The sequence below is a fragment of the Halobacillus sp. 12SKB genome (genome assembly GCF_052941655.1).
Window position 1 is genome coordinate 1,463,856 of the sequence record NZ_JBRFWR010000001.1, and the last position, 15,051, is coordinate 1,478,906.

The following is a 15,051-nucleotide window of genomic DNA, read 5'->3' on the forward strand; positions in this document are numbered from 1 at the left end:
AACAATTATGGGAAGATGTCTTAAAATGGAAAATATTACTTAAAAGAGGTGAAGGTTATGGTAGAAGATCTACTTACTTTTCTGAACGATTGGATGTGGGGAACCATTCTCGTTGCCGCCCTGCTCGGCTTAGGGTTATGGTTTTCGATTAAACTGAATTTTGCCCAGTTCACGTACATACCAGAAATGTTCCGCGTTCTTTTTGATAAGCGCTCGATTTCTGCAGAGGGCAAAAAGGGAACCTCTCCCTTCCAGGCTTTTGCCATCAGTACCGCATCCCGTGTCGGTACGGGAAACTTGGCAGGGGTAGCCGCTGCCATTACGGTCGGTGGTCCAGGCGCTGTTTTCTGGATGTGGATTGTAGCTATTCTCGGCGGAGCCTCAAGCTTTATCGAAAGTACGCTTGCACAAATCTACAAAGTTCCTGAAGAAAATCAATATCGAGGCGGCCCGGCCTATTATATTGAAAAAGGGTTGAAGAACAGAGGACTGGGAATTGTTTTTGCAATAACCATTACATTTACGTATGGGTTGGTTTTCAGCTCCGTGCAATCCAATACCATCCGTCTAGCTTTTGAAAATTCCTTTAATATGGATAAGTGGTTGCTTGGTGGAATTCTCACTTTTATTGTAGCTCTTATTATTTTTGGTGGGTTAAAACGAATTGCCCAAGTAACCCAGTTTATCATTCCGATCATGGCTATTTTCTATATCATCCTTGCAGCCTACGTATTGGTTGTGAATATCGGACAGGTGCCAACGATGTTTGGACAAATCTTCGCTGGTGCTTTCGGTTTTCGTGAAGTTGCTGGAGGTACTTTCGGTGGCATGATTCTAATTGGAATTAAACGTGGGTTGTTTTCCAATGAAGCAGGTATGGGTAGTGCACCAAACGCAGCCGCTACATCTGAAGTCACTCACCCGGTTAAACAAGGTTTGATTCAGACATTGGGTGTATTCACGGATACGTTGCTTATTTGTAGTGCGACTGCCGTCATTATTCTCTTTGCCGGCGATTATGTAGGCACAGACCTTAATGGGATCCAACTGACTCAGGAAGCCTTTGAATCCGAACTTGGCGCATGGGCGGCCGTTTTCATTGCGGTAGCGATCTTTCTTTTCGCATTCAGTTCGATCGTTGGGAACTATTACTATGGAGAGACGAACATCGAATTCATCAAAACAAGCAAACCAGCGATCTTTATTTACCGAATAGCTGTGTTGTTTATGGTTATGTTCGGTGCGATTGCTGAGTTTGGTCTTGTATGGTCACTGGCCGATTTGACAATGGGAATCATGGCATTGATCAACTTATATGCAATTTTCCGGTTGTCATCCGTAGCTTATGCGGCGTTGCAAGACTATCGTAAGCAGAAAAAAGCAGGAAAAGATCCCGTATTTTATCAGGATCATCTCCCGGGTGTCGACGGGATGGAATACTGGAGAAGAGATCAATCCTCAGAAAAAGAACAAGGATAACAAACATAAGCAGCCTCTGGATTTCGTTCCAGAGGCTGTTTTTATTATTGAGCGAACAGGCATCCATTTATAGGATGCCTGTTCGCGCCAAACGAGGTACGGAACGCGCCAAACGAGGTACGGAACGCGCCAAACGAGGTACGGAACGCGCCAAACGAGGTACGGAACGCGCCAAACGAGGTACGGAACGCGCCAAACGAGGTACGGAACGCGCCAAACGAGGTACGGAACGCGCCAAACGAGGACCGGAATGCTACATCGCTCTACACACGCTCAGGTGTGATATGATGGAAAGAGATATTCAGTAAAAGGAATGAGCGGAATGAGTTTACTATCAGTCAATCAATTGAGTAAAAGTTATGGAGATAAAGATCTTTTTGATGATCTTACTTTCACGATATCCAATCAACAGCGAATCGGTCTTATTGGAGTGAATGGTACGGGCAAATCCACACTTATGAAGATTCTCGCAGGCTTAGAGAGTGGAGATTCAGGAGAAATGGATCATGCGAAGGACTTTACCGTGGAATATTTGCCCCAGGAACCGGAATTAGACGAGAACAATACTGTTCTTGAACAAATCTATCATGGGGATGCAGAGATTATGGTCGTCATGAGAGCCTATGAAAAAGTTCTACTGGAGTTAGCCGCTCATCCCGAGGATCCGCTTGTCCAAGAACGTATGCTGGACCTTCAGCAAAAGATGGATGAGAAGGGGGCCTGGGAAGCCAACACGGTGGCCAAAACGGTTCTGTCCAAGTTGGGGATCGAGTTTTTTGATAAGAAGGTCAGCGAACTTTCCGGGGGGCAGAAAAAAAGGGTCGCTATTGCGAAAGCTCTAATTCAACCAGCTGATTTGCTTTTGCTCGATGAGCCTACAAACCATCTTGATAATGAAACCATCGAGTGGCTGGAAGAGTATCTGGCTTCCTATAGAGGATCACTCGTCATCGTCACCCACGACAGGTACTTCCTGAATCGTGTGACGAACTTGATCTATGAGCTGGATAAAAGCGGCTTGTATATTTATGAAGGAAACTATGAAACATTCCTTGAGAAAAAAGCGGAAAGAGAAGAGTGGGAGCGTCAGGCAGAACAAAAACACCAAAATACACTCCGTAGAGAGCTTGCCTGGTTGAAAGCTGGTGTGAAAGCGAGAACCACAAAGCAAAAGGCCCGTAAACAACGCGTGGAGGCCATGAAGGAAGAAACCTTTGATACGAAGAAGGAAAACGTGGATATGGCGATTGGTTCCACGAGATTAGGAAATCAGGTCATAGAGTTAGAGGGAATCACCCACAGCTTTGGGAGTAAACCGCTCATCGATAATCTGGATTACCTTGTCGTACCGGGAGAAAGACTTGGAATCATCGGTCCTAATGGGTCTGGGAAAACGACATTGCTTAATATCATGGCTGAGCGAATCCAACCGGATACCGGGAGTGTCCATATTGGTTCGACCGTGAAAATAGGCTATTATACACAGGATCACGGAGAGCTTGATGAAAGTCTGAAAGTCATTGAATATATCAAAGAAGTAGCGGAAGTCATCACGACAGCCGATGGGGATGAAATTACAGCAGAACAGATGCTTGAGCGTTTCTTATTCCCACGCCCGCAGCAGTGGACGTATATTAAGCGTCTTTCTGGAGGAGAGCGACGTCGTTTGTATTTGCTTAGAGTTCTGATGAGCGAACCGAATGTTCTGTTCTTAGACGAACCGACCAACGACCTCGACACGGAAACGCTGAGTGTGTTGGAAGACTATTTGGAACAGTTCCCTGGTGTTGTCATTACGGTTTCACACGACCGTTATTTCCTGGATCGTGTCGTTGACCGCCTTTTAGCTTTTGAAGTAGATGGCGGCGTCCGGAAGTTTTACGGCAATTACACGGAATATCTTGAACAGAGAAAAGATGAGAAGAAGGTGGCACAGGTAAACAAAAAGCCTTCTACACAGGAAGATACACGCCGAGCGAATCGAAAGCGTAAGTTATCCTATCGAGAAAAACAGGAATGGGAAACGATTGAAGACGAAATCGCTGCTTTGGAGGAGAAGGTTGAGCTTCTTGATGAAAAGCTCGCGGCAGAATCGACGAACTATGATCGTGTCCAGGAACTTTCAAAGGAAAAAGATGAAACTGAATCTGAATTGGAAGCGAAAATGCAACGGTGGGAAGAGCTTTCCTTGATTGTTGAAGGAGTAGAGGATGAATGACTGAATGGAGAGTGGAGAACCTTTGTCCTCCGCTCTCTCTTTTTTATCATGATGTTGGGCTTATTTTTGTAGTTCTGTGCGTTTTATGGAATAATGAATACGGATACAAGCATTGACAGGAGGAGTGTAATCATGAAAATGCCAAGCAAAGAAAACTTGGAAAAATATGCGGAGTTAGCCTTGCGCACAGGTGTCAATTTGCAAAAGGATCAATTGCTTATGATTAATTCTACGATTGCAGGAGCGGACTTCACACGCATCGTCGCACGCAAAGCTTTCGAAATGGGAGCGAAAGATGTACATATTAACTGGGGTGACGATGAACTGACGCGTATGAAATATGAACATGCCGACAAGGAGACGTTGTCAGACGTTCCAGAATGGCAGAAGCAGCAATACACGTACTTTGCGGAGCAGGGAGCGGCCATACTTTCCATTCGCTCTACAGACCCTGATCTCCTTAAAGGGATTGACGCGAGCAAAGTGGCAGCTGCTACAAAAGCGAGATCAGAAGCGATGTCCAAGTTCCGTGACTATACGATGAATGACCGTATTCAATGGTCGATCGTCAGTATTCCAATTCCTAAGTGGGCACAGAAGATTTTCCCTGGAGAAGACGAAGATACAGCTGTGGAGAAGCTTTGGGAGCAAATCTTCAGCATTGTTCGTGTCGACCGTGAAGATCCGGTAGCTGCATGGGAAGAGCATAACCAAACCTTGATTAAGGCTCGTGAATACTTGAATAAAAAACAGTACCAGAAGTTGATTTACAAAGCACCCGGTACGGATCTTGAAGTAGCTCTGCCTGAAGGACACATCTGGAAGGGTGGACCTTCGAAGACGGTGGAAGGCAAAGTCCAATTCAATCCGAACATGCCGACAGAAGAAGTATTTACAGCTCCTCATAAGTATGGAGTAGATGGGAAAGTTTCCAGTACGAAACCTCTGAACTATGGTGGTAACGTCATCGACAACTTCACTCTGACGTTCAAAGAGGGGAAAGTCGTGGACTTCACAGCGGAAGAAGGCGAAGAAACACTCAAGCACCTTCTGGAAACCGATGAAGGTTCACGCAGACTTGGAGAACTGGCGCTTGTGCCGCATGAATCACCGATTTCTCAATCTGGTCTGATTTTCTATAACACCCTTTATGATGAGAATGCTTCTTGTCACCTTGCCCTCGGAAAAGCTTATCCGAACAACATGACAGGCGGATCAGATATGGGTGCAGAAGAACTTGATCAGAATGGTGTGAATGATAGTTTATCTCACGTTGATTTTATGATGGGATCCGGCGAGCTTGACATTGATGGTGTACGAGCAGACGGAACGACAGAACCCGTCATGCGAAAAGGAAGCTGGGCCATTTCATTTGAATAATACAACGGAAACCGGCAGCGTATGAGAAGCTGCCGGTTTTGTTATGCATAAGCGAGGTGGGTTTCTTCTTCTTGAAGGTGTACCTCTTCTCCAAAGTAGACCTCATACCATTGAATGAACACATAGACGGTCCAAATATAACGATGGTGATTTCCTTTCCCTTCATAATGTTCGTCCAAATACTGGACCAAAGCAGGTGTGTGGAAAAATTCCTGAGCGGTTTCAGACGTTAAAGAAGTTTTCACTAATTCATAGTATTCTTTTTGTCTCAGCCAATCACGGATAGGGACTGGGAAGCCGACTTTTTTACGGTTCGCCCATTCTTCAGGGAGCACAGCCTTAGCCGCTTCACGTAAGGCATACTTTGTGTCCTTGCCATTCGCTCTTAAGGAAGGAGCGAGAGAAGAAGCGACTTCCATTACTTTTGGATCTAAAAAAGGAACGCGTAACTCAAGAGAGTGTGCGGAGCTCATTTTATCTGCCTTTTGTAGAATATCACCAGGGAGCCAATGATGAAGGTCGGCATATTGCATTTTCGTAGAATCATTCGCACCGGAAACTCTGGCATAGGTCTTTGATAGAAGATCGGATGGTTTGCGATTCTGTCGATATGCGGGTTTAAGGACTTTGTGAGCGTCCTCTGGCCGGAATACTTTCGCATGTCCGATGAATTTGTCTTCAATCTTCTCTCCACCACTCGTCAAAAATGAGGTGACCTTATTCTGCGGAAGTTTAGAAGAAAATGTGGCAATAGATTTGCGAATCGCAAACGGCACTTTTTCATAGATCTTCTGTTCTGGACTAATTTTATACCAATCATATCCCCCGAAAAGTTCATCAGCTCCTTCTCCTGAGAGAACGACCGTCACATGTTCTTTAGCCAATTCACTTAAGAAGAAAAGAGGGACGGAAGAAAGATTCGCGTGAGGTTCATCCATATGATACTGAATGGTAGGAACAGCCTCGAAAAAATCATCGGCTGATATTAACCGTTTATGGTTTTCGACTTCTATTTTTTGTGATAACTCCTCTGCGAGTGCGGTTTCATTAAACATGCCTTGATAATCTTCAAAGCCGATCGAAAACGTTTTATTCGGTTTCAATAAACTCGTTACATAGCTTGAGTCAATACCTCCGGAAAGGAAGGACCCTACTTCGACATCACTGATTTTGTGATGCCGGACTGAATCATCCATCGCCTCCTGGATTTTCTCAATGGCTTCGTTTAAATCCGCTGTCTGCTCAGAATAAGAAGGTTCCCAGTATGTTTGAATGTCAAAATCCTTCCCATCATGAATCATATAATGGCCTGGGGGGAGTTTGTACACGCCTTCGAAAAATGTTTCCTCCATAGCCGAATATTGAAAGGTAAGATAGGGCTGTAGGGCTTCAGGATTGAAAGATTTGCGAAAGCCCGGGTGAGGGAGAAACGATTTGATTTCCGATCCAAACAAGAAGGAACCATCTGTCGTTTCCTGTGTATAGTAAAGCGGTTTGATTCCGAAAGGGTCCCTGGCAAGAAAGAGGCGTTCTTCTACTTTGTCCCAAACGGCAAAAGCAAACATGCCCCGTAACTTTTTTAGGATCTCAGGGCCGTATTCTTCATACCCATGCAGGACAACTTCACTATCCGCCTGACTTTGAAACGTATGCCCCTTTAAAAGTAAATCCTTTTTTAAGCTCTGAAAATTATAAATCTCCCCGTTGAAAACCATCACATAACGGTCATGTTCACTGAACATCGGTTGATTTCCATTTTCAGAAACGTCGATAATCGTCAGTCTCTGAAATCCTAAACTGATTTTTTTGTTTGTATATGAACCTTGATTGTCTGGTCCACGGTGGTGAATTTTGTCCATCATGCCCTGTATGAGTACATGTTTTGCAACGCCTTTTTTATTGAAAACTCCAACAATTCCACACATAGAAAAGCCTCCTTTTTAAAATCCTATACCTAGTAATAAGTAGGGGAGAATGAAGCTCGCCTCCGGAAGGAAGCGAGGCCCCGTACTCTTTTATGTTTTTTGTTTATTACCACCGAACGTCCATTCCTTCAAATTGTAAATCTTCGTAATTAGGAACGACGGTCGGATCGACCCTGACGATGTTCAAAGATTTCAGTTCAAGAATGTCTTCAGCCGTACCTCTAAAGGAGGAATTAATCAAATTCAAGTACGTAATGGTCTGCAGGCCTTCTTTGACTCGACTCAAATCGTCGACGGTAGGACCGATGAAAGTCGCCTGATCCAAGTAAGGAACTTCTTTTAATAACTCGCCTGGGATGATGGCTTGATTCAGCTTAAGCACGAAAAGGGACTGCATGGCTTTAAAATATTCAATGTCTTCGTCCACTTCATAGATGCCACTCAAATGAGACGCGTTAATCGTCAACTCTTCTAAATATAATAGATCGCGTTTCGTGATCGAATCAGGCTCCTTATCCACGGACCTTGCAATGGAGCGAAGGATTAAGTCGTCCATGACGACGGGTTCATTCGGATTTTTAACCTTGATGAAATTTCGTTCGCGCTGGTATGCTTTGTAGTTTTCTTCGATCAGATCTCCTTTTTCTGATAGGTAAAGGATTGTCGCTTCATTTAGTAAAACCCGCTCTCCCCCCTCTACCCAGTTAAGTTTCATAGATATTTCTATCTCACCATTTTCAAAGGCCTCTTTTGGGGGAGGCAGAGGGCCGTCATAAGCAGTTTGATTTCCTGATTCAAATGCATAATAATTCTCAAATAATTTATACTCGTTTCCATTTGCATTCTCTGTATCTGCTAGTTTGGATTCAACTTCGGTTCCTTCAAATTGGTCAATGGCGACTTTCATCTTACTTTTGCTCGGTATGGAAGTAATGACTTCCTTGAGCTTTTCAACCTTCACATGGGTGGGTTCTTCTGGATTCGGATCGGGAGCAGGTGGCGTTTCTTCCATTGGATCTGATTCCTCTTCCGTAGGTGAAGAAGATTGATCGAACAAGTCTGTACTTACAAAGGTATAAAAGGATCCGCTCAAAACAATGAAAGCAAGAAGGACCGTAACAATTTTCGGAGCAGCAGGGAAACGTGGCCGTCGTTTCGGCTTGTTTTTATAAAAGCGTTCTTTATCTTTATCTGTGAATAAAGGATCCTCCCCAATTTGACGGTTGATGGCTTCTTTTATTCGTTGATGATCCACGGGTCTATCCCTCCTTCATCTGCTTTTTCTCTAAGCAGTTGACGTGCACGCTGCATCCTTGTTTTGATCGTGCTCAAAGGTGTGCCGGTCGCTTGAGCAATCTGTTTCTGTGTCATATCTTGCTGGAAAGTCAGGATCATAACTTCCCGGTATTTGACAGGAAGATGAAGGATGGCTTCCGCTATTTCATCCCACTGTTCCTTTTGGACGACTTTTTGCTCCGTATAGTTCGGGTCTTTTTGTTCGCGCCATTTATCTGTAGCGATTTTAATGCGGTGAATAGGGGAACGCAAATAATCTTTGCACCGGTTGATGGCGATTCTCATCGCCCATGTCTTCAATTGGGAATGTCCGTTGAACCTGTCCCACTTCCGATAAATCTGCAGGAGAACATCCTGAAAAATATCATCTGTGGTATGGTGATTCTTCACATATGTAAAAATGGTTCTTTTCAACGATTCTCCGTATTGGTCCATAATGTACTCAACCGCTTCTTCGCGTGTGTAATGAGTTTGTGTATGTACGGACACCAGGCTTTCCTCTCCTTTCCTTTTCATTAGACGAGTTTCTCATCCAAAAGGTCTGCAAAAATACAAATTTCTTCAATAAATTCATGAATCTCCTCCACTAAAGCTCCCGTTTGTGGAAGACTCAGTTCCGAGACTTTTGTTGAGTGGATGGGGGCTACGGGGAATAGCTCGCTTTCCGCGGGAGCGCGGTGAGCCTCCTCGGACTGCGTCCTGTGGGGTCTCACCCTGCACTTTTTTGCTCTACGATATCCGGTTCCGGCGCCTAGCGGCTAGTGAGACTTCCCTCGCTTCTGTACGATAAGTCAACATCGAATCACTCCGTTCTTCGTGTTTCCTTTATCTCCGCCAGCTCAGTCCAGTCCATACGCCGCTGATCAAGGCGCCTGCACACTTAAGTTAGGAGTCTCGCCATTCCCCTCCGTCCACTTGCCGGAAGAAATTCTCGAAACTACCTTTCAGCAATAGAAGCTTTTATGGTTGAGAAGCCTATGTCAACGCGGTTTATGCAGGATTTAAAAGAGTTTTAGGCAGGGTACTATAAGAGGGATTTCGAGAACCTCATATGGTAAAGGGGCGGAGGGAAACGGTGAGACTCCTGTGGGAAGTGCGTGGTAGATGAGACCCCGCAGAGCGTTAGCTCGAGGAGGCTCATCACTCGCCCACGGAAAGCGAACCTTTTCCCGGAGCCCCTAAATCCACACAAACATCTCGAAATCAAGTCTTCCACAATCCTGCCATTTACTTCAAGAACATTCGTGACGCCTAAAAAGGGGGAGATGGGGGAAAAGAAGGGGAGGGAGGTGTGCGGATGATTTATGATGTTGGAGTTGTTGGTGCGGGTTTTGGTGGGCTCGCAGCTGCTGCTTCTCTCGCCAAAAGAGGAATGAAGGTTGCCGTCTTTGAAGCCTCCAACGAACTTGGAGGTAGTGCGGGCAAATTTGAACGATATGGATACCGTTTTCAGTCAGGGGCTACCCTCGGAATGGGATTTGAAGAAGGAGGAGTTCTACGTCGACTCTTTGATCAGTTGGAAATCCACCCTCCTTCTATGACTTTGCTGGATACCATCATGGATATCCACATGCCGGATCGGACCATCCATTATTTTCGTGAGCGAAGCCGCTGGTATGAAGAAATTCAACGAGTCTTTCCGACACAATCCGCTGCTATACAATCGTTCTATGATGAAGTGTATCGAGTGGGGGCGATTGTAGATGGTTTAACGGAAGAACTTCCTGTATTTCCTCCACGAACCGTAAAAGATTTCATGGATGTCGCCCCTTTAGTGAACAAAGATGCTTTGAAGCTTTTCCCTTTCATGAACCAGACGGTAGAAGACCGGCTGAAAAAGTTTGGCCTTCACAACGATCGTCTTTTCCGCGTGTTTTTGAATGGCGAGTTAATGGATAGTGTACAGACCAGTGTTGAATATTGCCCTGCGTTCCTAGGGTATGCGGCGTTACAAACATTCCATAAAGGCGCCTACGCTGTACATGGGGGTCTTGCAGCGGTTGCCGAACGTTTGGCATCTTTCATTAAGGATTCAGGAAGTGACCTTTATATGCGGCATCCTATTCATAAAGTAGAGAAAAGCGGCCGGCATTTCGAGTTTCATACGAAACGGGATCGAGTCTTTCGAGCTCAAAAGGTTCTGCTGAACAATTCTGTTCACAACTTCCATGATACGGTATCAAAAGATATGGGTAAACAATCCTATATTAAAGCGTTAAAAGAAGAAAAAAGAGATTCATGGGGAGCGTTTATCATTCATGGAGGAGTAGACGCGGCAGTTTTTGAGGGGGAATCCGCTGTGTATCATCAGTTTATTGACCCGAAAAAACCGGATGACCTCCATGATGGGGGGCAGTTTTTACTGTCATTATCTGACCCTCATGATGCGACGATGGCGCCAGCGGGAAAGCGTTCATTGACGATTTCTACCCACACATCCATTTCAAAGTGGTGGGATGCGGAAGAATATGAAGCGGATAAGGAACATATGAAGAACCGACTTCTGAATACAGTGGACTTTTACTTCCCAAGCTTTAAAGAAAGTTTAGACATCGTTCTTCCCGGAACGCCGATTACTTTTCAAAAATGGTTGAGAAGGCAAAAGGGAAAAGTGGGTGGCTATACTCCAACGGGAAAATACAGCTGGCTCAACAGTTACTCCATTCGGACAGGGATTCCGGACGTTTATCAGTGTGGGGATACGGTTTTTCCTGGAGCTGGAACACTTGGGGTAACATTGTCAGGAATGACCGCCGCAAAGGAAATCATGCGATGATTAACGAAAAGCGAATAGGGAATAAGAAAAGAAAAGGTGAAACACAAAGGAGCTGAACTTGTATGTATAACGATGGAAGTAATGAAATGCCAGGGTTCCAAGCAAATCCGAATAACTATGATGAATGCCAGCGTTGTGGCAAACCGCTTCAGATAAAAGAAGAGAGAGAAATCAACCTCTGTAAGGAATGTCAAAACAGGCAGGAAGATCATAAGGTTGAGTCCACAGAAGATTAATGAGAAGCGATCTCTAGCAGGGGATCGCCTTTTTCATGCTATTCTGTATAAAAATCACTCCTCATTAGGATAAAGGATATAGCTTTACACCATAATAATAAGAGTGATAAAGTTGTACATTGTGCATTCCAACACATTATGAATTAAAGGAGACAACTATGGAAAATAAGAACACAGGCCGTATTGACTGGCCGGTATTTGTAATAAGTGGAGGATTATTAGTCCTTTTCGTTATTCTTGCACTCATTAATATTGATTTGGTTGAAATGATCGTTAGCGATAGTTTCGCATGGTCAGCTAAGTACTTCGGTGCTTTTTGGCAAGTGCTTATGCTTGCTACATTCTTTGTTGGGTTATATTTAGCTTTTTCACGATATGGAAAAATCAGAATGGGAGATATGGAGAAGCCTGAAATAGGATTATACAAATGGTTATCCATTATTATGGCAACCCTATTGGCCGGCGGAGGTGTTTTCTGGGCAGCCGCTGAACCAATGTGGCATTTCTTGACTGTGCCTCCATCACAGTCTGGTGGAATTGAAGCTGGAACAGAAGCAGCGATTAATCCGGCATTGGCACAGAGCTTTATGCACTGGGGATTCCTAGCATGGGCCATTCTTGGTACGATCAGTGCGGTCGTTATGATGTATGGTCACTATCATAAAGGGATGCCAATGAAACCTAGAACGTTGCTTTATCCGATTTTTGGTGAAAAATTACGCCACAGCTGGTTAGGTACGATTATTGATGCCTTCTCCGTCATTGCTGTAGCGGCAGGAACAATCGGTCCAATCGGTTTCCTAGGTCTGCAGGCGAGTTACGGTCTTCAGGAAATCTTCGGTATTCCTAATCAGTTCAGCACACAGTTTTCCATTATATTTGCCGTTGTTATCATTTCGACGATTTCAGCAGTTACTGGCTTATATAAAGGTATCCAGTTTTTAAGTAGCTTCAACGTCCGTATGGCCATTGCTTTAATGGCATTCATCGTCATTTTTGGACCAGGTGGTTTTATCATTGATCACTTCTTAGCAGGCTTCGGGTATTATGTGGATCAATTCATTCCGATGAGTACGTATCGAGGAGATGAAGGTTGGCTGTCTCTATGGACCGTATTCTTCTGGGGATGGTTCATCGGGTATGGACCAATGATGGCAATCCTCGTCAGCCGTATTTCAAGGGGCCGGACAATCAGGGAGATCATCATTGCTGTATCTGTCTTTGCTCCTGTTATTTCTACGTTTTGGTTTACGGTGCTTGGAGGATCAGGAATCTTCTTTGAATTGAACAATCCTGGATCTGTGTCCAACGCACTGAATGAAGCGGGGAACCCGGCAGCCATGTTCGCTATAACTGAACAGTTCCCGTTAGCAAGCATCATTTCTCCGTTGTTCTTGTTATTGACGATTCTCTTCGTCGTAACTACGAGTGACTCCATGTCCTACACGATTGCCATGGCGGTTACAGGAGAAGGAAATCCACAAAGCTGGGTTAGAGTATTCTGGGCCGTATTGATGGGCGCGATCGCGGTAATCCTGTTAATCACAGGAGACAGCGGGATTACTCAGTTGCAAAACTTTATTGTTGTCACAGCCGTTCCAGTATCCATCCTTCTGCTGCCAATGATTTGGCTGGCACCGAAAGTAGCGAAGAAGATGGCTATTGACCAACGAATCACAAAAAAATAAAAAACTCATAAAAATGCCCAGGATAGCCTCCTGGGCATTTTTTTTATATTATCCTGTCACTTTCCTGATAACTACGTCGTTATCAGTAGTTTCAACCATACATTAGGGAAACGATTTGGCTGAAGCTGGCTAGGATATTTCATTGCTGCGTAAGACGGCACGGACGGGGCTGCCGTCGGCTTGTTCCATTTTTAGTGGAAATGCAAAAAGCTCATAAATTCCTTGAGGTACTTGAGAGAGATCAATTCCTTCAAGAATTAAGATATCATTCTGATACAAGGTGTGGTGTCCTTTTAACTCTTTGCTCGTTTCAGGATCAACAGAAGGAGTATCGATGCCGATGAGGTCGATGCCCTGCTGTTTTAAAAATGGACCTACGTCATCACCGATGACCGTGTATGGATCAGGGAAGCGGGTACGGTCTTTCCAACTGTCCGTATGGAATAAAATTTTACTTACCTTACTCAAATCTACGTCTTCCAAAAGCTTTTTAGTGATGACCGGTTCATCTTTTACGGACACGATTAGAGCCTGGCCGGAAAATCGATCGACGGGAAGGTCTGCGATTTTTAATCCGGCGGAATCATAGTGGTAAGGGGCATCTACGTGGGTCCCGATGTGATTGCTCCCTTTGAATTGGCCGACATTGACTGATCCCGTATCCTCCATGGACCACGTCAGTTTGTATTCAAATGGCTCGTCTCCCGGCCAGGGAGGCGTATCATTGTTCAGTTTCATCGTAATATCAATGAATTTCATCATTATAGACCTCCTTAAGCGATGGTGTCTCTTTCATTTGTGAACTGCTTTTGTTTTTCATTCTCCATGATGTCTTTCAAGCGTAATACGACGTCATACACATCTTCATAAGACGTATAAAAAGCGATCGGGGCAAGGCGGATGACGTTCGGTGAACGGAAGTCGGGAATGATGTCTTCTTGTTTTAGAGCTTTACAGATGCTTGCGGCCTCGTCATGGATAAGACAGACATGGCCTCCGCGGCGTTCATCATTCAAAGGGTTGCCGATTTTGAATCCGTACCCAGATAATTCCTGGTGGATGAGATCCATCAGTAAACGAGTGAGCTTCAATGATTTGCTTCTAATTCGTTGAATGCCTGCTTCTTCAAAAAGTTCGAGTGACCCTATGAGAGGCGCTGAACTGAGCACATGAGGGGTTCCGATTTGAAAAGCTCCTGCGGATTCTGCAGGAGTTAGTTCGTGACTCATGTCGAACTGCTTGTCTTTATCTGAACTGAACCAACCCGCAAGTCCCGGGCTTTTCCCGAGGTGCTTTTCATTCACATACAGTCCTCCAACCCCGCCAGGCCCACTGTTCAAATACTTATACGTACACCAGACAGCAAAGTCGACGCGCCATTCGTTCAAGTGGTGGGGGAGGGCTCCGATCGAGTGGGCAAGATCAAAGCCGACGATGATTCCACATTCATGAGCTGCCTTTGTTATTTTTTCAATATCGAGCAGTTGACCACTACGATACAAAACGGAAGGCAGGAGAAGAACAGCAATGTCTTCGTCCATTTCTTTTATAATGGTATCTTCAGATAACGTATAGCCATCCTCACTTTGGACACGAATCAAGTGTTCTTCCGGAGCTAACCCGTGCCATTTGATTTGGCTCTTCATGGCGTGTATGTCAGACGGAAAGTTCAGTTCATCAGCCAGGATTTTTGTCCGTTTTCCTTCCGGCTTATAAAAGGTCGCCAGTAACTGATGAATATTCGATGTAATGGAACCTGTATTGATGACTTCTTCCGGTTTTGCACCGATAAGAGGCGCGGTCAGGGCCCCGATCTTCTCTGACATGTAAAACCATGGTTCTTCACCTTCCGTCCATCCCCCGATGGCATGTTTCTTCCAATCATTTAGTGAGGTGGAGAGAGTTACTTCAGAACGGTTCGAAAGCAAACCAAGGGAATTCCCATCCATATAACAAAAACCTTCCTGGTAAAATTCACGTTTAAATGATTTTAGCGGGTCCTGTTGGTCCCATGCTTTTACATCTTCTCTTGAAATGACAGGTTTAGTCATGA

At 44.7% G+C, this 15,051-nt stretch carries 12 protein-coding genes; 7 read left to right on the plus strand and 5 right to left on the minus strand.

Translation table 11 applies throughout. The features are described 5' to 3' along the window. Positions 1–57 precede the first annotated feature (57 nt). The 4 genes from ACQ4XT_RS07175 to ACQ4XT_RS07190 all read left to right on the plus strand — a co-directional run bounded on the left by ACQ4XT_RS07175 (position 58) and on the right by ACQ4XT_RS07190 (position 5,077). Positions 58–1,479, plus strand: a complete 1,422-nt coding sequence (locus ACQ4XT_RS07175) for an alanine/glycine:cation symporter family protein (protein ID WP_446853080.1) — start codon at positions 58–60, stop codon at positions 1,477–1,479. Between the two features lie 74 nt (positions 1,480–1,553). Then, positions 1,554–1,787, plus strand: a complete 234-nt coding sequence (locus ACQ4XT_RS07180; protein ID WP_446853081.1) for a hypothetical protein — start codon at positions 1,554–1,556, stop codon at positions 1,785–1,787. A gap of 14 nt (positions 1,788–1,801) precedes the next feature. After that, complete coding sequence (locus ACQ4XT_RS07185; protein ID WP_446853082.1) at positions 1,802–3,697, plus strand: ABC-F family ATP-binding cassette domain-containing protein; 1,896 nt, start codon at positions 1,802–1,804, stop codon at positions 3,695–3,697. 132 nt (positions 3,698–3,829) lie between these two features. Further along, complete coding sequence (locus ACQ4XT_RS07190; RefSeq protein WP_446853083.1) at positions 3,830–5,077, plus strand: aminopeptidase; 1,248 nt, start codon at positions 3,830–3,832, stop codon at positions 5,075–5,077. A gap of 41 nt (positions 5,078–5,118) precedes the next feature. Here ACQ4XT_RS07190 and asnB read toward each other — a convergent pair whose 3' ends face one another. The 3 genes from asnB to ACQ4XT_RS07205 all read right to left on the minus strand — a co-directional run bounded on the left by asnB (position 5,119) and on the right by ACQ4XT_RS07205 (position 8,787). Further along, the gene (gene asnB, locus ACQ4XT_RS07195; RefSeq protein ID WP_446853084.1) at positions 5,119–7,002 is read right to left on the minus strand and encodes an asparagine synthase (glutamine-hydrolyzing); all 1,884 of its coding nucleotides are present in this window, start codon (positions 7,000–7,002) and stop codon (positions 5,119–5,121) included. 106 nt (positions 7,003–7,108) lie between these two features. Next, the gene (locus ACQ4XT_RS07200) at positions 7,109–8,257 is read right to left on the minus strand and encodes a hypothetical protein (protein WP_446853085.1); all 1,149 of its coding nucleotides are present in this window, start codon (positions 8,255–8,257) and stop codon (positions 7,109–7,111) included. Next, positions 8,239–8,787: a sigma-70 family RNA polymerase sigma factor gene (locus tag ACQ4XT_RS07205; RefSeq protein ID WP_446853086.1), complete on the minus strand. Its 549-nt coding sequence runs from the start codon at positions 8,785–8,787 to the stop codon at positions 8,239–8,241. Before ACQ4XT_RS07205 ends, ACQ4XT_RS07200 begins: the two co-directional genes overlap by 19 nt. An 808-nt stretch (positions 8,788–9,595) precedes the next feature. Between ACQ4XT_RS07205 and ACQ4XT_RS07210 the strand changes: the two genes are divergently transcribed. The 3 genes from ACQ4XT_RS07210 to ACQ4XT_RS07220 all read left to right on the plus strand — a co-directional run bounded on the left by ACQ4XT_RS07210 (position 9,596) and on the right by ACQ4XT_RS07220 (position 12,998). Beyond that, positions 9,596–11,074, plus strand: coding sequence for a phytoene desaturase family protein (locus ACQ4XT_RS07210; RefSeq protein WP_446853087.1), 1,479 nt, complete (start codon positions 9,596–9,598; stop codon positions 11,072–11,074). A 62-nt stretch (positions 11,075–11,136) separates the two neighbouring features. Then, positions 11,137–11,310 carry a hypothetical protein gene (locus ACQ4XT_RS07215; RefSeq protein ID WP_446853088.1) on the plus strand — a complete coding sequence of 58 codons (174 nt, stop codon included), beginning with the start codon at positions 11,137–11,139 and terminating at the stop codon, positions 11,308–11,310. Positions 11,311–11,468: 158 nt separating this feature from the next. Then, positions 11,469–12,998: a BCCT family transporter gene (locus tag ACQ4XT_RS07220; protein ID WP_446853089.1), complete on the plus strand. Its 1,530-nt coding sequence runs from the start codon at positions 11,469–11,471 to the stop codon at positions 12,996–12,998. A 129-nt stretch (positions 12,999–13,127) separates the two neighbouring features. Here the strand turns inward: ACQ4XT_RS07220 and kynB are convergent, their stop codons facing one another. Together kynB and kynU are read right to left on the minus strand one after the other, a co-directional pair. Further along, positions 13,128–13,757 (minus strand): arylformamidase, encoded by a 630-nt coding sequence (gene kynB / locus ACQ4XT_RS07225; RefSeq protein ID WP_446853090.1) that lies wholly within the window; start codon positions 13,755–13,757, stop codon positions 13,128–13,130. Between the two features lie 14 nt (positions 13,758–13,771). Then, on the minus strand, positions 13,772–15,049 hold the full coding sequence (kynU, locus tag ACQ4XT_RS07230; RefSeq protein WP_446853091.1) for a kynureninase: 1,278 nt from the start codon (positions 15,047–15,049) through the stop codon (positions 13,772–13,774). Between the last annotated feature and the right edge of the window lie 2 nt (positions 15,050–15,051).